The 19,614-nt window shown below is 70.9% G+C and carries 18 protein-coding genes; 10 read left to right on the top strand and 8 right to left on the bottom strand.

All coding sequences use genetic code 11. The features are described from left to right. Positions 1-22 precede the first annotated feature (22 nt). The 7 genes from KV102_RS05830 (at position 23) to KV102_RS05800 (ending at position 8,141) form a co-directional block, all read left to right on the top strand. Positions 23-1,228: a CaiB/BaiF CoA-transferase family protein gene (locus KV102_RS05830; RefSeq protein WP_308290235.1), complete on the top strand. Its 1,206-nt coding sequence runs from the start codon at positions 23-25 to the stop codon at positions 1,226-1,228. A gap of 25 nt (positions 1,229-1,253) precedes the next feature. Further along, positions 1,254-2,396 carry an acyl-CoA dehydrogenase family protein gene (locus tag KV102_RS05825; protein ID WP_220345572.1) on the top strand — a complete coding sequence of 381 codons (1,143 nt, stop codon included), beginning with the start codon at positions 1,254-1,256 and terminating at the stop codon, positions 2,394-2,396. 38 nt (positions 2,397-2,434) lie between these two features. Next, complete coding sequence (locus KV102_RS05820) at positions 2,435-2,854, top strand: universal stress protein (RefSeq protein ID WP_220342595.1); 420 nt, start codon at positions 2,435-2,437, stop codon at positions 2,852-2,854. Between the two features lie 31 nt (positions 2,855-2,885). Continuing rightward, the gene (locus KV102_RS05815; RefSeq protein WP_220342594.1) at positions 2,886-3,602 is read left to right on the top strand and encodes a MerR family transcriptional regulator; all 717 of its coding nucleotides are present in this window, start codon (positions 2,886-2,888) and stop codon (positions 3,600-3,602) included. Positions 3,603-3,643: 41 nt separating this feature from the next. Then, complete coding sequence (locus tag KV102_RS05810; RefSeq protein WP_220342593.1) at positions 3,644-4,555, top strand: alpha/beta fold hydrolase; 912 nt, start codon at positions 3,644-3,646, stop codon at positions 4,553-4,555. Between the two features lie 115 nt (positions 4,556-4,670). Next, positions 4,671-5,882, top strand: coding sequence for an acetyl-CoA C-acetyltransferase (locus KV102_RS05805; protein WP_220342592.1), 1,212 nt, complete (start codon positions 4,671-4,673; stop codon positions 5,880-5,882). A gap of 57 nt (positions 5,883-5,939) precedes the next feature. Further along, entirely contained in the window at positions 5,940-8,141 is a 2,202-nt protein-coding gene (locus KV102_RS05800) for a 3-hydroxyacyl-CoA dehydrogenase NAD-binding domain-containing protein (protein WP_220345571.1), read from the top strand. Between the two features lie 26 nt (positions 8,142-8,167). Here KV102_RS05800 and KV102_RS05795 read toward each other — a convergent pair whose 3' ends face one another. Continuing rightward, positions 8,168-9,040: a cytochrome c oxidase assembly protein gene (locus KV102_RS05795; protein ID WP_220345570.1), complete on the bottom strand. Its 873-nt coding sequence runs from the start codon at positions 9,038-9,040 to the stop codon at positions 8,168-8,170. After that, positions 9,037-9,594 carry a DUF2243 domain-containing protein gene (locus KV102_RS05790; RefSeq protein ID WP_220345569.1) on the bottom strand — a complete coding sequence of 186 codons (558 nt, stop codon included), beginning with the start codon at positions 9,592-9,594 and terminating at the stop codon, positions 9,037-9,039. Before KV102_RS05790 ends, KV102_RS05795 begins: the two co-directional genes overlap by 4 nt. Before the next feature lie 145 nt (positions 9,595-9,739). Here KV102_RS05790 and KV102_RS05785 point away from each other — a divergent pair, with 145 nt between their 5' ends. Both KV102_RS05785 and KV102_RS05780 read left to right on the top strand, forming a co-directional pair. Then, entirely contained in the window at positions 9,740-11,161 is a 1,422-nt protein-coding gene (locus KV102_RS05785; RefSeq protein ID WP_220345568.1) for an APC family permease, read from the top strand. Then, positions 11,158-12,042: a universal stress protein gene (locus KV102_RS05780; RefSeq protein WP_220345567.1), complete on the top strand. Its 885-nt coding sequence runs from the start codon at positions 11,158-11,160 to the stop codon at positions 12,040-12,042. Before KV102_RS05785 ends, KV102_RS05780 begins: the two co-directional genes overlap by 4 nt. 51 nt (positions 12,043-12,093) lie before the next feature. Here KV102_RS05780 and KV102_RS05775 read toward each other — a convergent pair whose 3' ends face one another. Genes KV102_RS05775 through KV102_RS05765 form a run of 3 tightly spaced genes read right to left on the bottom strand, consistent with a single transcriptional unit; the run spans position 12,094 to position 15,466 of the window. Further along, on the bottom strand, positions 12,094-13,275 hold the full coding sequence (locus KV102_RS05775; RefSeq protein ID WP_220345566.1) for a CaiB/BaiF CoA-transferase family protein: 1,182 nt from the start codon (positions 13,273-13,275) through the stop codon (positions 12,094-12,096). Between the two features lie 29 nt (positions 13,276-13,304). Beyond that, a complete protein-coding gene (locus KV102_RS05770) occupies positions 13,305-14,111 on the bottom strand; it encodes a class I SAM-dependent methyltransferase (protein ID WP_220345565.1) in 807 nt (268 codons plus the stop codon). Further along, positions 14,108-15,466 (bottom strand): SLC13 family permease, encoded by a 1,359-nt coding sequence (locus KV102_RS05765; RefSeq protein WP_220345564.1) that lies wholly within the window; start codon positions 15,464-15,466, stop codon positions 14,108-14,110. Before KV102_RS05765 ends, KV102_RS05770 begins: the two co-directional genes overlap by 4 nt. A 100-nt stretch (positions 15,467-15,566) precedes the next feature. Here KV102_RS05765 and KV102_RS05760 point away from each other — a divergent pair, with 100 nt between their 5' ends. Continuing rightward, on the top strand, positions 15,567-16,235 hold the full coding sequence (locus KV102_RS05760) for a FadR/GntR family transcriptional regulator (RefSeq protein WP_220345563.1): 669 nt from the start codon (positions 15,567-15,569) through the stop codon (positions 16,233-16,235). A gap of 9 nt (positions 16,236-16,244) precedes the next feature. On the opposite strand, the gene KV102_RS05755 is transcribed toward KV102_RS05760, so the two are convergent. The 3 genes from KV102_RS05755 to KV102_RS05745 are packed head-to-tail and all read right to left on the bottom strand — an operon-like array spanning position 16,245 to position 19,614. Further along, the gene (locus KV102_RS05755; protein WP_220342582.1) at positions 16,245-17,285 is read right to left on the bottom strand and encodes a LacI family DNA-binding transcriptional regulator; all 1,041 of its coding nucleotides are present in this window, start codon (positions 17,283-17,285) and stop codon (positions 16,245-16,247) included. Continuing rightward, the gene (locus KV102_RS05750; protein WP_220345562.1) at positions 17,282-18,706 is read right to left on the bottom strand and encodes a GH1 family beta-glucosidase; all 1,425 of its coding nucleotides are present in this window, start codon (positions 18,704-18,706) and stop codon (positions 17,282-17,284) included. Before KV102_RS05750 ends, KV102_RS05755 begins: the two co-directional genes overlap by 4 nt. Further along, the gene (locus KV102_RS05745) at positions 18,703-19,614 is read right to left on the bottom strand and encodes a carbohydrate ABC transporter permease (protein WP_220342580.1); all 912 of its coding nucleotides are present in this window, start codon (positions 19,612-19,614) and stop codon (positions 18,703-18,705) included. The genes KV102_RS05750 and KV102_RS05745 overlap by 4 nt, the downstream gene beginning before the upstream one ends.

Below are 19,614 nucleotides of genomic sequence, written 5' to 3'. Positions count from 1 at the left end.
GTCCTACTGTCACAATCAGGGCGTGACCGACACCACACCGCCGTCCGGCCCGCTGTCCGGCCCGCTGTCCGGCCTCAGGGTCGTGGAGATCGCGGGGATCGGCCCCGGCCCCTTCGCCGCGATGCTCCTCGCCGACCTTGGCGCGGACGTCGTCCGTGTGGACCGGGTGTCGCCGGGAGGCCTCCAGTCGCTGCCGCAGGAGCGTGACGTCCTCGCCCGCGGTCGCCGTACGGTCGCGATCGACCTCAAGCAGCCCGACGGTGTCGCCGTCCTGCTCGAGCTGGTCGAGCGTGCCGACGTGCTGGTCGAGGGCTTCCGGCCCGGCGTCGCCGAGCGGCTCGGCTTCGGCCCCGACGTCTGCCTCGAGCGCAACCCTCGGCTGGTCTACGGACGCATGACGGGGTGGGGCCAGGACGGCCCGCTCGCCTCGAGCGCCGGGCACGACGTCAACTACGTCGCCGTCTCCGGGGCGCTCGACCCGATCGGCCGCGCGGGCGGGCCCCCGCAGATCCCGATGAACCTGCTCGGCGACTTCGCGGGTGGCTCGCTCTACCTCGTCGTCGGCCTCCTCGCCGCTCTCCTCGAGGCACGCACCTCCGGCCGCGGCCAGGTCGTCGACGCCGCGATCGTCGACGGCACGGCGCACCTGCTCACGATGATCACCAACCTCCAGCAGGTCGGCGCCTGGAACGATGCCCGCGGCACCAACCTCCTCGACAGCGGTGCGCCGTTCTACGACGTGTACGAGACCTCCGACGGACGCTGGATGTCCGTGGGCGCGCTGGAGCCGCAGTTCTATGCGGAGATGGTGCGGCTGCTCGGCCTCGACGTGCCGGCCGACGTGGCGCTGCCCGACCCACCGCTGCCCGACCGCAACGACCCTCGCGTCTGGCCGGAGCTGCGCGCCCGCCTGGCGGCCCGCTTCGCCGAGCGCACGCAGGCCGAGTGGGCGGAGGTCTTCGAGGGCACGGACGCGTGCGTGGCGCCCGTGGTCCCGATGCGCGACGCACCCCAGCACCCGCACCTCGCCGCGCGCGGCACGTACGTCGAGCACGACGGCGTCGTCCAGGCGGCGCCCGCACCGCGGTTCTCGCGGACTCCGGCCACCCTGGGGCGTCCCCCCGCCCGGCCCGGGGCGCACACCCGCGAAGCCCTCGCCGCGTGGGGCGTCGGCGACGTCGACGCCCTCGTCGCGTCCGGCGCCGTCGTCCAGAACGATCCGTCCTAACCACGACACCACGAAGGGCCCGCCGATGCAGCGCACCATCTTCACCGAGGACCACGACGCGTTCCGCGACGCCTTCCGGACCTTCGTCGACAAGGAGATCAAGCCGTACCACGCACAGTGGGAGATCGACGGCATCGTCTCCCGCGACATGTGGCGGGCTGCCGGTCGGCAGGGCTTCCTCGGCTTCATGATGCCGGAGGAGCACGGCGGTGGCGGGGTCTCGGACTTCCGCTACAACGCGATCATCGACGAAGAGCTGGCGCGGGCGCACGCCAGCGGTGTCGGCTTCCCGCTGCACGTCGACCTCGTGTCGGGATACCTGCTGTCGTACGCGAACGAGGAGCAGAAGGCGCGCTGGCTGCCCGCGTTCTGCAGCGGCGAGTCGATCGCGGCGATCGCCATGACCGAGCCCGGCACCGGCTCGGACCTCCAGGCGATCGCGACCACGGCGATCGACCAGGGCGACCACTACCTCGTCAACGGCCAGAAGACCTTCATCTCCAACGGCATCCTCGGCGACCTCGTGATCGTCGCGGTCAAGACCGACCCGAGCGCGGGGGCGCGGGGCGTCTCGCTGATCGTGCTGGAGCGCGGCATGGAGGGCTTCGAGCGCGGTCGCAACCTCGACAAGCTCGGCCTCAAGGCGCAGGACACCGCCGAGCTCTTCTTCACCGACGTCAGGGTCCCCAAGGAGAACCTCCTCGGCGAGGAGGGCAACGGCTTCGTCTACCTGATGGAGATGCTCCCTCAGGAGCGGCTCGCGATCTCGGTGGCCGCCGCCGCCGCGTGCCGCGCCGTCATCGACCTCACGTTGGAGTACGTCAAGGAGCGCAAGGCGTTCGGACGTCCGATCGGCTCCTTCCAGAACACCCGCTTCACCCTCGCCGAGCTCGAGACCGAGGCGCAGATCGCTCAGGTCTTCGTCGACCGCTCGATCATGGAGCTCAACGCCGGCACGCTCACCATCTCCGACGCGGCGATGGGCAAGTGGTGGACGACCGAGGTCCAGAAGAAGACGGTCGACCAGTGCCTCCAGCTCTTCGGCGGGTACGGCTTCATGAGCGAGTACCCGATCTCCAAGGCGTACGCGGACACGCGCATCCAGACCATCTACGGGGGCACGACCGAGATCATGAAGGAGATCATCGGCCGCACGATGGGTCTCTGAGGGTCGCCTGCCGGCCGCGCGTCCGACAGGATGGCGGCATGACTGAGTCTCCACAACGGACCGGGACGATCGTCGTCGGCAGCGACGGCTCGGCGGGAGCGCGACGCGCGCTCCACTGGGCGATGACGGAGGCCGACCTGCGGGGCGCGGCGGTGCAGGTCGTGATCACCGTCGATCCCGACCGATCGTCGGTCCGGACCATCGCCGAGGGCGAGCGCCTCGCGGCCGAGACGGCCGAGGTGGCCGCGCTCCACGACGGCGACGCCGAGGTGGCGGTCGGGGTCCACGAAGGGCTGCCGGTCGACGTCCTCCTGTCGGTCGCTGCTGGGGCACAGCTGCTCGTGATCGGCAGCCACGGCACGTCCACGATCAGGCACAACGCCCTGGGCTCGGTCAGCGACGTCCTCGCCCGGACCGCCCCGTGCCCCGTCGTGATCCTGCCGATGGGGGTGGACTGACCAGAGCCGTCGAGCGGTCTATCGTGCGGACATGACCCCGACAGGACCGGACCGGATGTCGGTCGAGCAGCTCGCCGAGCGGGTCGGGATGAGCGTCCGTACGATCCGCTTCTACGCCGGCCGAGGGCTCATCCCGCCGCCGGTCCGCGAGGGGCGCAACGGGTTCTACGGTGCCGACCACCTGGTGCGGCTCGAGCTCGTGCGCGAGCTCCAGGCGCACGGCTTCACGCTCTCGGCCATCGAGGGATACCTCGAGCGCCTCTCGCCCACGGCCACGCCGGGCGACGTCGCGCTTCAACGCACGATGCTGGCGCCCTGGCTCTCCGACCTGCCCGAGACGGCCGACCGGGCGACGCTGGAGGCGCGCGCGGGCAGGCCGCTGTCCGACGACGACATCGAGCTGCTCGTCGCGCTGCGGGTGGTCGAGCCGACGCCCGACGAGGACGTCTTCCGAGTCGCGCCCGCCCACCTGTCGATCGGCATCGAGCTCATGGACCTCGGTCTCCCGCTCGACGGCGCCGTCGAGGCCGAGCGCATCTTCGAGACGCATGCCCGGGCGATCGCGGAGGAGCTGACCGAGGTCTTCCGCGACAAGGTGCTGCCGCACTACCGAGCGAGCGGCGAGTCGTCGGAGGCGATCGCGGCGATGGTCGAGCGCTTCAAGCCGCTCACGGTGCAAGCGCTCGTGACGGCCTACGAGAGCGCCGTCAACGAGACCAAGCGCGAGATCGTACGCCGCCGGTCGTAGGGTTCCGGAAGGATCACAGCTCGTCCTCCCCGAGGGGGCCCATGTCTTCGCAGACGACCGGTGCGGCGCCGGTCACCGCCGTACCCGCCTGGTTCTCCGAGGCGGTCGCAACGCCGTACCACCGCCACGACGTCGACGTGGCCGGCGCACGGATCGCCTACCGCACGTGGGGCGAGCCGGGGATGCCTGTGGTCGTGCTCGTGCACGGAGGCGCGGCGCACGCCGGCTGGTGGGACCACGTCGCCCCGTTCCTCGCGGCGTCGCACCGGGTCGCCGCGATCGATCTCTCCGGGCATGGCGACTCGCAGTGGCGACGGCAGTACGACCTCGCCACCTTCGCCGAGGAGGTGATGGCGGTCGCCGCGGCCGAGACGCCGTCCGGTGGTGCACAGGACGGCGTCTTGCCGGTCGTGATCGGGCACAGCATGGGCGGGTTCGTGAGCCTGACCGCGGCCCGTGACCACGGGTCACGGCTCGCTGGCGCCTGCGCGATCGACTCCCCGGTGCGCCAGATGTCGCCGGAGACCCGCGCGTGGAAGGAGTCCGGGCGGCACCTGCCCGGCAACAAGGTCTATCCCAGCTGGGACGAGATCGTGCGCCGTTTCCGTACGCTGCCGCCCGACGACGCGACCCTCCCGTACGTCCGTGAGCACGTGGCGGCGGGCTCGGTGCGCGAGGTGGAGGGCGGCTGGACCTGGAAGTTCGACCCGCACGTGTTCCTCAGCGCCCAGATGGAGCCCGCCGAGGTGGCCGAGACCGACTGCCCCACGGCCCTGGTCCGAGGGGAGCGGGGCATGGCGACCACCGACATCACGACAACGGTCGCCGAGCGGCTGGGCGGGCACGTTCCCGTCACCGTCGTCCCGGACGCGGGGCACCACATCATGCTCGACCAGCCGGTGGCCCTCGTGGCCGCGCTCCAGGTGCTCCTCGGGGAGTGGTCGCGCCACTGACCACCGCGCGACAACACCATGACAGCGGTGGTGTCATAGTGGCCTTTAGGTATCATTGACACACTCGTTACTCGCAAGTAACTTTGTCGGGTCGTCAACGAATCGAAGGACCGCCATGACTGAGGCATTCATCTACGACGCGATCCGCACCCCCCGCGGGCGCGGCAAGAAGACCGGATCCCTGCACGAGGTGAAGCCCATCAGCCTCGTGACCGGGCTCCTCGAGGAGGTCCAGAAGCGCAACCCGACTCTGGATCCCGGCCAGGTCGAGGACCTCGTCCTCGGCTGCGTCACCCCCGTCGGCGACCAGGGCGCCGACATCGCCAAGACCGCCGCGCTCGCCGCAGGACTCCCCGACAGCGTCGCGGGCGTGCAGCTCAACCGCTTCTGCGCCTCGGGCCTCGAGGCGGTCAACCAGGCCGCGCAGCGCGTCCGGTCCGGCTGGGAGGACCTGATCCTCGCCGGCGGCGTCGAGTCGATGAGCCGCGTCCCGATGGCCGCCGACGGTGGCGCCTGGGCGATGGACCCGGCCACCGCGTTCGCGACCGACTTCGTGCCCCAGGGCATCGGCGCCGACCTGATCGCGACGATCGAGGGCTTCAGCCGCACCGACGTCGACACCTACGCCGCGGAGTCGCAGGCGCGTGCCGCCAAGGCGATCGCCAACGGCTACTTCGCCAAGTCGGTCGTCCCGGTGCAGGACGTCAACGGCCTCACGATCCTCGACCACGACGAGTTCGTGCGTCCGGGCACCACGGTCGAGTCGCTGTCCTCGCTCGCACCGTCGTTCGAGGCGATCGGCAACTTCGGCGGGTTCGACGCCGTCGCCCTCGAGAAGTACCACTCGGTCGAGAAGATCGACCACGTCCACCACGCCGGCAACAGCTCCGGCATCGTGGACGGTGCCGCGATCGTCGTGATCGGCAACGAGGAGGCGGGCCGGCGCAACGACCTCACCCCGCGCGCCCGGATCCTCGCGACCGCGGTCTCCGGCTCGGAGCCCACGATCATGCTCACCGGCCCTGCGCCGGCGACCCGCAAGGCTCTCGCGAAGGCGGGCCTCGAGGCGAGCGACATCGACCTGTACGAGATGAACGAGGCGTTCGCCGCGGTGGTGCTGCGCTTCATGCGGGACATGTCCGTCCCGCACGACATCGTCAACGTCAACGGTGGAGCGATCGCGATGGGCCACCCGCTCGGCGCGACCGGTGCCATGATCCTCGGCACCCTCGTCGACGAGCTCGAGCGACGCGACCAGCGCTACGGCGTCGCGACGCTGTGCGTCGGCGGCGGCATGGGCATCGCCACCGTCGTCGAGCGTCTCTGATCCCTCGCCCACCGACTCACCCTTTCTTGACGAGCAGAGTTCACGGAGCACACACGAATGACTGAGAACGCTACGACCACGGCGGCCGAGGCCGTCCGTTACGAACGCGGCGAGGACGGCATCGTCACCCTGGTCCTCGACGACCCGACCCAGAGCGCCAACACGATGAACGAGGCCTACCAGGCCTCGATGAAGGCGGCGGTCGACCGTCTCGTCGCTGAGAAGGACGACCTCACCGGCGTCGTCGTCACCAGCGGCAAGAGCACGTTCTTCGCCGGTGGCGACCTCAAGCTGATGACGCAGATGACCCCCGCGGACGCGCCTGTCGTGTTCGAGAGCGTCGAGGCGATGAAGGCCACGCTGCGCACGCTCGAGACGCTCGGCAAGCCGGTCGTCGCGGCGATCAACGGCGCGGCGCTCGGTGGCGGCCTGGAGATCGCTCTCGCGACCCACCGCCGCATCGCCGTCGAGGGCCGCTACGAGATCGGTCTGCCCGAGGTCACCCTGGGCCTGCTGCCCGCCGGCGGCGGCGTCACCCGCACCGTCCGGATGTTCGGCCTGCAGAAGGCCCTCATGGAGGTCCTCCTCCAGGGACCGCGCATGAAGCCCCAGCGCGCCCTCGAAACCGGTCTGATCGACCAGGTCGTCGCCACGCAGGACGACCTGGTCCCCGCCGCCAAGGCGTGGATCCTCGCCAACAAGGACGACGCCGAGGCCTTCACCCAGCCCTGGGACAAGAAGAGCTACCGGATGCCCGGTGGCACCCCCTCGTCGCCCAAGCTGGCGCAGTTCCTCCCGGCGTTCCCGTCCAACCTGCGCAAGCAGACCAAGGGCGCTCCGTTCAAGGCTCCGCGCAACATCATGTCGGCGGCCGTCGAGGGTGCGCAGGTCGACTTCGACACCGCCTCGCGCATCGAGTCGCGCTACTTCGTGGACCTGGTCACCGGCCAGCAGTTCAAGAACATGACGCAGGCGTTCTTCTTCGACCTCAACGCGATCAACGCCGGCGGCTCGCGTCCGGCGGGCATCGAGAAGACGAAGGCCACCAAGCTCGCCATCCTCGGTGCCGGCATGATGGGCGCCGGCGTCGCGTACGTCTCGGCCCGTGCGGGCATCGACGTCGTGCTCAAGGACATCTCGATCGAGGCGGCCGAGAAGGGCAAGGCCTACAGCACCAAGCTCCTCGACAAGCAGGTCGAGAAGGGGCGCCTGACGGCCGAGAAGCGCGACGAGATCCTCGGACGCATCCACCCGACGGCCGACTACGCCGAGCTCGAGGGATGCGACTTCGTCATCGAGGCCGTCTTCGAGTCGGTCGAGCTCAAGAAGCAGGTCTTCGGTGACCTCGAGCCGGTCGTGAAGCCCGACGCCCTGCTGGGGTCCAACACGTCGACGCTGCCGATCACGATCCTCGCCGACGGCGTCAAGCGTCCCGAGGACTTCATCGGGATCCACTTCTTCTCGCCGGTCGACAAGATGCCGCTGGTCGAGATCATCGTGGGCGAGAAGACCTCCGACGAGGCGATCGCCCGCGCGCTCGACTACGTCAAGCAGATCAAGAAGACGCCGATCGTCGTCAACGACAGCCGCGGCTTCTTCACCAGCCGCGTCTTCGGCACCCTCACGATGGAGGGCGCGGAGATGCTCGCCGAGGGCCTCGACCCGGTCTCGATCGAGCGCGCCGCGACGACGAAGGGCTTCCCGGCTCCGCCGCTGGCGATGATCGACGAGGTCACGCTGACCCTGCCGCAGAAGATCAACGGCGAGGCCAAGGCCGCCGCCGAGGGCGAGGGCAAGGCCTTCCCCGACAGCCCGGCGATGGACGTCATCAACACGCTCGTCGACCTCGACCGCAAGGGCAAGGCGGCCGGCGCGGGCTTCTACGAGTACCCCGCCGACGCCAAGAAGCACCTCTGGTCGGGACTCTCGCAGTTCCGCAAGGAGGGCGCGGAGATCCCGTGGGCCGACATGCAGGAGCGCTACACCTTCATCATGGCCATCGAGACGGTCCGCTGTCTCGAGGAGGGTGTGCTCCGCACCGTCGCCGACGCCAACATCGGCTCGATCTTCGGCATCGGCTTCCCGCCGGTCTACGGTGGTGCGCTGCAGTACATCAACGGCTACGAGGCTGCTGACGGCCGCATCGGCGTGCAGGCGTTCACCGAGCGGGCCCAGGAGCTCGCCGCGGCGTACGGCGAGCGCTTCACCCCGCCCGCACTGCTGCTCGAGAAGGCCGCGAAGGACGAGAAGTTCGTCTGAGCAGTCCGATCAGCCTGATCGCGTGATCAGCTGATCGCCACAGGGCCCCGGGACCGCACGGTCTCGGGGCCCTCGTGCGTCCGCGCCGGCTTCGTGCGCCAGGTGAGCAGGAGCGCGAGCGCCAGCATCAGCTCGACCAGGTCGCCGCCGAAGTACATCAGGTTCCCCGCGGCCTGCATCTCCGCCACGGGCTCGCGGACCTGCACCAGCAGGCCGGCGTACAGCAGCTGCGAGACCACGGCGTGGACGAGGATGGCGACCCCGAGCACCACGAGGCGCACGGGCACCGTGGCCCGGCCAGGCGCAGGGTCGGGACCGGCGATCACCCAGGCGAAGAGCAGGCCCGCCAGCAGCATGTGGAGATGGACGAGGCCGTGGACGGCGCCGTTGCGGGTGCTCAGGTCGTACAGCGGGGTGAAGTAGAGCAGCACGAGCCCACCGCTGCTGAGGACGAGCGCGACGACGGGTCGGGTCAGCACCCCGACGGGTCGAGACCGCAGGATCCGGCCCACGCGGACGGCTCCGGCGTGCGGGAGGGTACGCAGCAGCAGCGTGACGGGTGCGGCGAGCACCAGCAGGAGCGGGGCGAGCATGGCGATCAGGATGTGTTGCGCGGCGTGCCCCGCGAAGTCGTCGTCGGCATAGCGGTCGAACGCGGGGGAGAGGGCCAGCAGGAGCACCACCGACCCCGCGACGAAGGCCACGGTGCGGACGGTCGACCACCCGCGACGCCCGCGTTCGATCACAGCCGCGGCGACGTAGGCGAGGGCGAGGAGCGTGACGACGACCAGGGGGCCGGTCGTCAGGGCGACCTCGAGGAGCCGGCTGCCGACCCCCTCGTCGTGCGACGGCCCGTGCGCGAGCACGCCGGGGCCGGCCGCCGCAGTCAGCCGGCTCATGCCCGGTCGGCCACAGCCCGGTCGTCGGTGAACGTGGCGCCGCGCTGCAGCAGCCACCCGACGAGGACGAGCACCGCACCGAGCGCGAGGAACGCGAGGTCCCAGGCGAGCTCGTTCGGACCGCTCCGCACGTGGTGGATCCCGAGCAGGTGGTGGTCGACGATGCCCTCGACGAGGTTGAAGACGCCCCACCCGACGAGCACCCAGCCCCACAGCGCGCGCGAGGCCCACACCCGTCCGCGCGAGTGCTGGACGCGCGAGTAGAGGAGAGCCAGCCCGGTGAGGACCAGCACCCAGGTGACGGCGTGGAAGATGCCGTCCCACAGCGTGTTGATCTCGAGGCCGTGCACCGTGTTGGCCGGGTAGTAGGGCACACCGATGTTGTCGGTGTTGGTCGACGTCAGCAGGTGGTGCCACTGCAGGATCTGGTGCAGGAGGATTCCGTCGACGAACCCGCCGAGCCCGGCTCCCAGCACGATCCCGGGCAGGGCGAGCGACGGTGGACGGTCCGCGAGGGTCGCGTGCCCGTCGCGCGGGCTGGTGGACGTGGCCATCGGAAAGGCGCCTCCTTCGGTCGGAGACCGTTCGGTACCCGAGCGCCGCGCGCACCATGCGTGACGCCGGTTACTGCCGTTCCGACGCCGTCCCGCCGCCGCACTCCGGCTTGCGGGGCGGTCGTGACCGTGCCTTTGATCGGTCATGGCCGAGTCGTTCGCCTCACAGATCTTCCGACGGATGCCGGTGGGTCAGCGGCCGCACGCCGAGGAAGGCCTCAAGCGCACGATCGGGCTCGTCCAGCTGATCGGCTTCGGGGTGGGGGCAACCGTCGGGACGGGCATCTTCTTCGTCCTCACCACCGCCGTCCCCGATGCCGGCCCGGCCGTGGTCGTGTCCTTCGTGATCGCCGCGGTCACCGCCGGGCTCACGGCGCTCTGCTACGCCGAGCTGGCCGGGAGCGTGCCGGTGTCGGGGTCGTCCTACTCGTACGCCTACGCCACCCTCGGCGAGGTCGTCGCGATGGTCGTGGCCGCCTGTCTCCTGCTCGAGTACGGGGTGTCGGCGTCAGCCGTGGCCGTCGGCTGGTCGGAGTACCTCAACCAGCTCCTCGACAACCTCTTTGGGGCCACCATCCCGCACGACCTGTCGTACGCCCCCGAGGCGGGTGGCATTGTGAACCTGCCGGCGATGGTCCTGGTCGGCCTTTGCGCGATGCTGCTGATCCGCGGCGCCAGCGAGTCGGCCATCGTCAACACCGTCATGGTGGCGATCAAGGTCGGTGTGCTGATCCTCTTCGTGGCGATCGCCGCCACGGGCTGGAGCACCGACAACCTGAGTGACTTCGCGCCGTTCGGCGTCGCGGGGATCCAGGCGGCGTCGGCGACGATCTTCTTCTCCTACATCGGGCTCGACGCCGTCTCGACCGCCGGGGACGAGGTCAAGGACCCGGCGCACACCATGCCGAGGGCCATCATCTGGTCGCTCCTCATCGTCTCGATCCTCTACGTCGCGGTGGCTCTGACCGCGGTCGCGGCGCAACCCTGGCAGGACTTCGAGGGACAGCAGGCCGGGCTCGCGCAGATCCTCGAGAACGTCACCGGGTCCACCTGGCCGAGCACGGTCCTCGCCGCAGGGGCCGTGATCTCGATCTTCAGCATCACCCTCGTCGTGATGTACGGCCAGACGCGCATCCTCTTCACCATGGGCCGCGACCGGATGCTGCCACCGATCTTCGCCCGGGTCAGCCCGCGGACCCTGACCCCCGTCCCGAACACGATCATCGTCGCGACCGTGGTCGCGATCATCGCCGGATTCATCCCGCTGGACTGGCTCTTGGACACGGTCAGCATCGGGACGCTGGTGGCGTTCATGGTGGTCGCGGCAGGTGTCATCATTCTGCGGCGACGCGCCCCCGACCTGGAGCGGACGTTCAAGGTGCCGTTCTACCCGGTGCTGCCGCTGCTCTCCATCGCCGCCTGCCTCTATGTGATCACGGGCCTGGACCTTGTCACGTGGCTGGTGTTCCTGGGATGGGTCTCGGTGGTCCTGATCTTCTACTTCGCCTACGGCTTCAAGCGCTCGACGCTGCGGAGCGCCGACGGGGACGAGGAGGCACGGTCATGACGGTGGTCGCGGCGGTCGGCCCGGACGGACGTGGCTCGAACGCCGTGCACCTCGCGGGCCGTCTCGCCGCGTCGACCGGGGAGGATCTGGTCCTCTGCTGCGTCGTGGCCGACGCGTGGGGACGGGGCACCGCAGCCTCCGGCGCTGACGCGGACTGGCGGCGGCACCTGGAGGCGATGGCCTCCGAGGCGGTGAGCAGTGCTCGCGAGGGCCTCCCTCCGGCGGTGATCTCGGACGTCGTCGTCCGCGCCGCCCGGTCCGTCCCGCGCGCCCTGGTCGAGGAGGCGGAGCGCGTCGAGGCGTCGATGCTCGTGGTGGGGTCCTCGGGCGACGCGAGGATCGGTCATCTGGCGCTCGGCAGCGTGGCGAGCTGGCTGCTGCACCGCGCGCCGATGCCGGTGATGGTGGCGCCACGGGCCTTCTGGTCGGAGTGGAGCGACCGGGTCGAGCGGGTCGTGCTCGCCGTCGACTCCGACGAGGGCGTGGACTCGGCCGTCGGTGGCACGGTCGCCCTGGCGAAGCGGGCCGGCGTGGGGATCGCCCTGGTCACGTTCGGGGTACGGCGGGTGCCGGCGTTGCCGGACGGGGGAGGCCGTCGCGCCGACGACGACGTCTTCCGGGCGTGGCAGGAACGGGTCACCGCCGTCCAGGACCGTGCCGCGGCCCTGCTCGAGAGGGAGGGCGCCGAGGTCACCGACCTTCTGGTCGCGGTCGGCGACTCCTGGCGCAGCGCGGTCGACCGCGTCCGCTGGCTCGAGGGCGACCTGTTGGTGATGACGTCGAGCCGCGAAGGACCGCTGCGCCGGATCTTCCTCGGATCCAATGCGCCGCGGATCATGACGCGCGTCCCCGTCCCGGTGGTGACCCTGCCGCGCCGGTGACGCCGGTGACGCCGGTGACGCCGGCGGTGCCGGCGGCGCCGGGCTGCCCCGTCACCTCGGCGGCGCGGCCTCCGCAGCCTCGGCCGCGTCGAGCCAGGCGGCGACGGAGGCGTTGTGCTGTCCGAGCCGCGGCGGAGGCAGGTGGTGCTCGCGGCCGCCGGCGTACGCGTTGTCGTCGAGCCGCAAGGAGGGCCCGGGCAGCTGCACCGTGCCGAGACTCTCGTGCTCGACGTCGATCACGAGACCCTGCGAGAGCGTCTGGTCCCAGGTGTAGACGTCGTCGAGCGTCCTCACCTTGCCCGCCGGGACGCCGGCCTCGGCCAGCCGCGCCAGCCACGTCTCCGCACCCTCGTCGGCGAATCTCTCCTCCACCACCGCGGTGAGGTCGTCTCGACGCCGGACACGGTCCGGGTTTGTCGCGTACGGTGCGGCGGCAGGGTCGAGTCCGATCAACGGTGCGAACCGCGCCCACAGCCCTTCGCTGCCCACCGCGATCTGCACGGGGGCGTCGGCCGTACGGAACAGCCCGTACGGGGAGATCGAGGGGTGGTGGTTGCCCATCCCTCGCGGCACCTCGCCCGCGACGGTCCACCGGGTGCCCTGGAACGCGTGCACGCCGACGATGCTCGCGAGCAGGCTCGTGCGGACCACCCGTCCCCGCCCCGTGGTGTGGCGCTCGTGCAGCGCGGCCACCACCCCGTACGCGGCGTTCATGCCGGCCAGCAGGTCGCCGATCGGCACGCCCACCTTCGTGGGCTCCTCGGGCGAGGGGCCGGTGAGGCTCATCAGGCCGGCCTCGCCCTGCGCGATCTGGTCGTAGCCCGCGCGGCCGCCCTCGGGACCGTCGTGGCCGAAGCCCGTGATCGAGCAGACGACCAGGCGCGGGTTGAGCTCGTGGAGGTGCTCCTCGGAGAACCCGAGGCGCGCGAGCACGCCGGGGCGGAAGTTCTCGAGGAGCACGTCGGATTGCCGGACGAGCCGGGTGAGCAGCTCCTTGCCCTCGCTGCTCTTGAGGTCGGCCGTGACCGACTCCTTGTTGCGGTTGCACGAGAGGAAGTAGGTCGATTCCTCGTCTCCGGGCTCACCCACGAACGGCGGACCCCATCCGCGCGTGTCGTCACCGCCCGGCGACTCGACCTTGATCACCCGGGCGCCCAGGTCACCGAGCATCATCGCGGCGTGCGGCCCGGCCAGGGCGCGGGTGAGGTCGAGGACGACGATGTCTGACAGCATGCGGTGCTCCTTGGCTGAGGGACAGCGGATCACGGGCGGTGGGCGACGGTGAGCTCCCAGGTCTGGGTGAACCAGACACCATCCTCGCGCTCCTCGGGGTGCAGACCCGTGGGCGTCCCTCCGGAGAGCTCCTCGGCGAAGGCCGCACGCACGCGGTCGGCACGGTCGGACGGGGTGCGGGCCTGCTCCAGCCAGGGCTCGAGCAGCCGGACGTACGCGCGCCGGGCGGTACGGTCGACGACGGCGCCAAGGTCCCGCAGGAGGGCGGCGACCTCGCCGACGACCGGCGTACGCAGGTGCGAGTCGTCGCGCCACCTCTCGATCGCGTCCTGGTGGGCCGCGACCGCCGGGTCTCGCGGTGCGGCGAGGTCGTGGACGACGAGTCGTCCGCCCGGCCGCACGGCGTCGACCATCGCGCGCAGCATGCCGACGGGATCGGGGACGTGGTGCAGCGAGAACCGGGTGACCGCCACGTCGACGCTGCCCGGCGCGACGACCGGCGTGGTGGCATCGGCGAGGACGAACGCGACGTTGCTCAGCCGCTCGCCCGCGGCGGCGCGACGCCCACGATCCACCATCGCGGCCGTGGTGTCGACGCAGGTGACCTCGGCGACGTGCGGGGACAGCGCTCGCCCGACCAGGCCCGTGCCCGCAGCCAGGTCGAGACAGCGGTCGGTGGGGCGAGGAGCGACGGCCTCGATGATCCAGTCGAGCGCGGAGGTGAACGCCGCGTTGAGTGCCGGCTCCTCGAACGTCTCGGCCTGAACGGTGAACGACTCCCGCAGGCGGGCGGCGTGGTCGCCGCCCGCCGGTCGGGTTTCGTGCTGGTCACTCACGCGCTCGGGAGGACGAGGACGGCCCACGTCACGATGGGGGCGACCACGACGATCGACATGCCCCACTGCATCAGCCGCTTGAAGACGAGCTCGCGGTCGGCCTCGTCGGAGTTCGCCACGATCAGCGCGCCGTTGGTGGAGAACGGGCTGCAGTCGACCACCGAGCTGGAGATCGCGAGGGCGGCGATCAGGCCGATCGCGCTGACCTGGTCGGTGAGCAGGAACGGTACGGCCAGCGGGATGAGGGCACCGATGATGCCTGTGGTCGACGCGAAGGCCGACACGACCGCACCGATGAAGCAGATCAGCAGCGCCGCGACCAGCGGGGCACCGACCTCGGCGACGCGGTCGCCGAGCCAGGACACGACGCCGTGGTTCTGGAGCAGGTTGACATAGGTGACGATGCCGCCGACCAGGAGGATCGTGCCCCAGCTGATCTTCTCGACGGCTCCGCGGGCCGACGGGGGGAAGAGCAGCGTCAGGGCGACGGCCACGGTCAGGGCGGTGAAGCCGACGTCGAGGTCGAAGGCGAGAGCTCCGATGATCAGCGCGACCAGGCCGAGGAGAGTCGTGGAGCGCTCGAGGTTGAGGCGGGTGTCGTCGTCGATCGCGTCGGGGCCGTCCTCGTGGCCGAGGCCGCGCTCGACGACCGAGCCGGGCGTCCCGGTGACCGGGACGCGCGTCGCCGACGAGCTCGCCGCGCCGGCGGTCGCGCCGATCTCCGCGAGCGCACGCTCGTCCTTGCCGCGCCGGATGAGCTCGCGGCCGCCGAACGCGACGTAGGTGATGGCCGCGACGACGAACGCTGCGAACAGCGCGGCGAGGAAGAGGAACGTCGGGCTGCCGTCGAGGTCGTTGGAGTCGACGACCCCGTTGGTGATGCTCCCGAAGATGCCGATCGGCGAGAAGCTGCCGCCCGTGGCACCCTCGACGACCATCATGCCCATCATCACGGGATGGATCCGGTAGCGGTGCGCGAAGCCCATCGCGACGGGCGCCACGATCGCGACCGCGGCGGGGCTGACCGCGCCGATCCCGGTGACGACCGCGCAGACGAAGAACATGGCCCACGGCACGAGCGCGACGCGTCCCCGCACCGCCCGGACGGCGCCGTGGACGATCCAGTCGACCGTCCCGTTGTTCTTCGCGAGCGCGAAGAGATAGGTCACGCCGACGAGGATCACGAAGAGGTCCCCGGGGAACCCGCTGATGATCGCGTCGGTGTCGTCGCCGAACACGCTCAGGCCGACGATGAAGGCGGCGACGAGGGCGAGCGCGCCCATGTTGATGCTGCGGACGGTCGCGATCAGGAAGACCAGCGCGAGGGCGGCCAACGCGATGATTTCGGTGGACACGGGGGACCCTCCCAGGTGAGGTGATCAGTGTGGTCCAGACCACAGTTACAGTGGCCTAGCCTCTGGTCCACGTCCGCAAAAGTCAAGTACCCTCGGTGCCATGAGCAAGGCCGAGGGTCGACGCAGCGGGCCCGGACCCGTCGCCCGTCCGCGGCTGTACGAGCACCTCGCGCAGCACATCTCTGACTTCATCGAGGCGCAGGGTCTGGTCGCGGGAGACCGGCTTCCTCCCGAGCGTCAGCTCGCCCGCGACCTCGGGGTCAGCCGCGCGACGCTGGCGCAGGCGCTCGCGGCGCTGGAGACGCAGGGGCGGGTCGAGGTGCGGCACGGAGTCGGCGCGCTCGTCCGGGAGTCGCCGTCCGGTGCCGAGGACCTGTCCGGCCGCATCGCCACGCGTCCACGCCCCGACGTGGCCGCGGCTCGGGAGGCGGTGATGGCCGGCATCGCCCGCGCTGCGGCGCAGCACCGCCAGAAGGCCATGCGGATCGCGATGCTGGGCGACGACGGGACGGTGCCGGCGTTCGGGGAGGTCTGGCGGTGCGTCCGCAAGCTCGCCGGCGACACGCTGCTCGGTGACCTCGACGACCTCCTCGCCGTGCAGACCGCCGAGCCCGAGGAGTCGCCACAGCTGCGGGAGCGGCTCGAGGACCTCGCGGCCGCCGTCGTACGCGGCGACGCAGAGTCGGCCGGGCTTGCGTGCTTCGGGCTTCTGGGTGCCTCGGCCGTGACATCCGGGACCGACACGTCGGACGAGGCCCTCACCACCTGATCCCGCGGGTCAGGACGAGCCGCGCACGACCAGGCTGGTCGGAAGCACCACGCTGCGAGGGCTCGCCCCCTCCGGGTCGGCGAGGCGGGCGAGCAGCATCTCGGCCGCCTCGCGCCCGAGCAGCTCGACCGGCTGGTTCACCGTCGTGAGCGGAGGGTCGCTCACCGCAGCCATCGGTGAGTCGTCGAACCCGACCACGGCGACCGAGTCCGGGATGGACCGACCCGCCTCACGCAGCGCGCGGAGCGCGCCGAGCGCCATGGGGTCCGACGCCACGAACACCGCGTCGAGATCGGGTCGGTGTTCGAGCAGCTGACGCATCGCCCGCCAGCCGCCGAGCTCGGTGAAGTCGCCGGTCGCGACGAGGTCGGTGTCGAAGGGGACACCGGCAGCGTCGAGCGCCTCGCGGTAGCCAAGGAGCCGGTCGCGTCCAGCCTGCATGTCCGGGGGACCCGCGATCGTGGCAACCGTCGTACGCCGTCGGGCGAGGAGATGGGCCACGGCGGCACGGGCACCCCCGACGTTGTCCACGTCGACCCAGCTCTGACCGTCGTCGCTCGGCGGCCGACCGCCGAAGACGAGGCGCAGACCGCGCTCGCGCAGCCGTTGGGGAAGGTCGTCGCCCTCGTGCTGCGACAGCAGGAGGGCGCCGTCGACGTGCTGCGGGCTCAGGTACGCCGCGGGCTCGTCGCGTCGCTCGGCCGCTCCGTGCACCAGCACGAGCACCAGCTGACGGTCGCGCTCGTCCATGACGCTGGAGATGCCCCGCACCACCCCGGCGAAGAACGGCTCGCTGAACAGCCGCTCCTCCGGCTCGGAGATCACCAGCGCGATCGCGCCCGTCCGTCGCGTGACGAGCGAGCGCGCCGCCTGGTTGGGGACGTAGCCGAGATCGGCCACGGCCTTCATGACGGCGTCGCGCGTCTGCGGAGCCACCGACGGCGAACCGTTGATGACCCGCGACGCCGTCCCGCGTCCGACACCGGCGAGCGCTGCGACCTGCTCGAGCGTGGGGCGCTTCGTCGTCCCGTCCGCCCGGCTGCCCGTCATGGGCCCAGTATCCCGTTCGGCAGCTCCGTACCGTTGCGGTGCGTGGCAAGAAGGTCTGCGTACCAGCGTGCGCTCGCCTTCGGCGTCCGCTGCTGGGTCGCGTAGTCGACGTGCACGAGCCCGAACCGCTTGTCGTAGCCGAACGCCCACTCGAAGTTGTCCATCAGCGACCACGCGAAGTAGCCGCGCAGGTCGACACCGTCGGCGATGAGGCGAGCGATCGCACCCAGGTGGTCGCGCAGGTAGGCGAGGCGCGCCTCGTCGTGCACGGCGCCGTCGGCCCCCATCACGTCCTCGTAGGCGGAGCCGTTCTCGGTGACGACGATCGGCACGGCGGGATAGTCGTCGTGCACGCGGCGGATGACGTCGTACAGACCATCCGGGTCCACCTCCCACCCCATCGCGGTCACCGGGAAGCCGCGCGAGAGGAACTCGACCCCCGCTGACCCTGGGTAGGCGCCCGGCGCGACGACGTGACGGGTGTAGTAGTTGATGCCCAGGAAGTCGATCGGCGCCGCGATGATGTCGGTGTCACCGTCACGCACGAACTCGAGCGCGCTGGTCGAGCGGACGTCCTCCACGACGTCGCTGGGGTAGCCGCGCCCGAAGACAGGGTCGAGGAACCAGCGGTTGGAGATCCCGTCGATGCGGCGGACGGCGTCGTCGTAGGCCGCCCGGTCCGGGCCGTCGTAGGTCGGGGGGACACCGGGCGAGGTCGGGTAGAGGTTCAGGGTGATGCCGAACGGCACCGCGGGTGCCGCCGCCCGGACCGACTCCGCCGCCAGGCCGTGCCCGAGGAGCAGGTGGTGCGAGGCGGCCAGCGCGGCCGCGCCGTCGCGGCGACCCGGTGCGTGGACCCCGCTGCCGTAACCGAGGAACGCCGAGCACCACGGCTCGTTCATCGTGATCAGCCCGCTCAGCCGGTCGCCGAGGGCGTCGGCGACGAGGCCGGCGTACTCGGCGAAGCGGTACGCGGTCTCGCGGGCCGGCCAGCCGCCCGCCTGCTCGAGCTCGACCGGCAGGTCCCAGTGGTAGAGGGTCGCCCAGGGCGGGATCCCGTTCTCCAGCAGCGTGTCGACGAGGCGGTCGTAGAACGCGAGGCCGCGGGCGTTCACGGGACCGTGGCCTCCCGGCTGGACGCGCGGCCAGGCGATGGAGAACCGGTACGCCCTCAGGCCGAGGTCGCGCATCATCGCCACGTCGGACGGCATGCGGTGGTAGTGGTCGCAGGCGACCTCACCGGTGTCACCGTTGTGCACGCGGCCGGGCTCGGCGGAGAAGACGTCCCAGATGGACGGCGTCCTCCCGTCCTCGGTGACCGCGCCCTCGATCTGATAGGCCGCTGTCGCGGCGCCGAACGTGAAGTCCGGAGGGAACGCCGTGGCGAGCGTGGTGAGCGGCTCTGTGACGAGGTCGGTCATGCCTTGACTCCACCTTCCATGATTCCGCCGACGATGCGGCGGCCGAACAGGACGAAGACGAGCACCAGGGGCACGGTGGCGAGCAGCGTGCCCGCCATCACCAGCGCCTGGTCGGTGTAGTAGCCGCCCGAGAGTCGCGACAGGGCGACCTGGACGGTCGGGTTCTCCGGCGAGAGTGTGAGGTAGGGCCACATGAAGTCGTTCCACCGCTCCATGAAGGTGAGCAGGCCGAGCACGGCGACCGCGGGGCGCAGCGCGGGAAAGATGATCTGGGCGAAGATCCGGAAGGTGGACGCGCCGTCGACGCGGGCTGCCTCGATGAGCTCGTCGGGGATGGCTTGGATGATGTACTGACGCATGAAGAACACGCCGAACCCGGTCACGAGGAAGGGCAGCACCGCCGACCACAGGCTGCCGGCGAGGCCGACCCAGCCCATGAGCATGTAGAGCGGCACCAACCCCAGCTGGACCGGCACCATCATCGTGCCGATCACCGCGAGCAGATACACGTTCTTGCCGCGGAAGCGCAGCTTGGCGAACGCGAACCCGGCCAGGGCCGACAGCGTGACGACGGTGATCGTCGCGACCAGGGAGACAAGCAGCGAGTTCAGCAGCGCCTGGGCGAAGACCACGTCGGGGTTGTCGAACACGCGGGTCACGTTGTCGCGGAGCTCGCCTCCCGGGGTGATCGGAGGGGGGTTGCTCGTGATGTCGCTGTTGGGACGCGAGGCCATCACGACCATGTAGTAGAGCGGGGCCACCGACGCGATCAGCACGAAGGTGAGCGTCAGGTAGGTCAGCGGCGAGGCGCGGTGGAGCCGGGAGCGGCCCCGTCTGCGGTGCGGGGGCTCGTCGGGCTCGTCGACGAGCTCTGGCAGCGCGACGGATGTGGTCAAGGGTGTCGTCAT

The sequence above is a fragment of the Mumia sp. zg.B53 genome (genome assembly GCF_019550935.1).
Lineage (GTDB): Bacteria > Actinomycetota > Actinomycetes > Propionibacteriales > Nocardioidaceae > Mumia.
This window is presented reverse-complemented; position numbering and strand designations above follow the sequence as displayed.

Coding starts and splice junctions, on each gene's coding strand:
- KV102_RS05750 (WP_220345562.1), bottom strand. CDS start 18,706: ATGACCGACCTCGTCACAGAGCCGCTCACCACGCTCGCCACGGCGTTC.
- KV102_RS05820 (WP_220342595.1), top strand. CDS start 2,435: ATGACTGAGTCTCCACAACGGACCGGGACGATCGTCGTCGGCAGCGAC.
- KV102_RS05810 (WP_220342593.1), top strand. CDS start 3,644: ATGTCTTCGCAGACGACCGGTGCGGCGCCGGTCACCGCCGTACCCGCC.
- KV102_RS05785 (WP_220345568.1), top strand. CDS start 9,740: ATGGCCGAGTCGTTCGCCTCACAGATCTTCCGACGGATGCCGGTGGGT.
- KV102_RS05805 (WP_220342592.1), top strand. CDS start 4,671: ATGACTGAGGCATTCATCTACGACGCGATCCGCACCCCCCGCGGGCGC.
- KV102_RS05800 (WP_220345571.1), top strand. CDS start 5,940: ATGACTGAGAACGCTACGACCACGGCGGCCGAGGCCGTCCGTTACGAA.
- KV102_RS05760 (WP_220345563.1), top strand. CDS start 15,567: ATGAGCAAGGCCGAGGGTCGACGCAGCGGGCCCGGACCCGTCGCCCGT.
- KV102_RS05825 (WP_220345572.1), top strand. CDS start 1,254: ATGCAGCGCACCATCTTCACCGAGGACCACGACGCGTTCCGCGACGCC.
- KV102_RS05780 (WP_220345567.1), top strand. CDS start 11,158: ATGACGGTGGTCGCGGCGGTCGGCCCGGACGGACGTGGCTCGAACGCC.
- KV102_RS05755 (WP_220342582.1), bottom strand. CDS start 17,285: ATGACGGGCAGCCGGGCGGACGGGACGACGAAGCGCCCCACGCTCGAG.
- KV102_RS05815 (WP_220342594.1), top strand. CDS start 2,886: ATGACCCCGACAGGACCGGACCGGATGTCGGTCGAGCAGCTCGCCGAG.
- KV102_RS05790 (WP_220345569.1), bottom strand. CDS start 9,594: ATGGCCACGTCCACCAGCCCGCGCGACGGGCACGCGACCCTCGCGGAC.
- KV102_RS05775 (WP_220345566.1), bottom strand. CDS start 13,275: ATGCTGTCAGACATCGTCGTCCTCGACCTCACCCGCGCCCTGGCCGGG.
- KV102_RS05745 (WP_220342580.1), bottom strand. CDS start 19,614: ATGACGACACCCTTGACCACATCCGTCGCGCTGCCAGAGCTCGTCGAC.
- KV102_RS05795 (WP_220345570.1), bottom strand. CDS start 9,040: ATGAGCCGGCTGACTGCGGCGGCCGGCCCCGGCGTGCTCGCGCACGGG.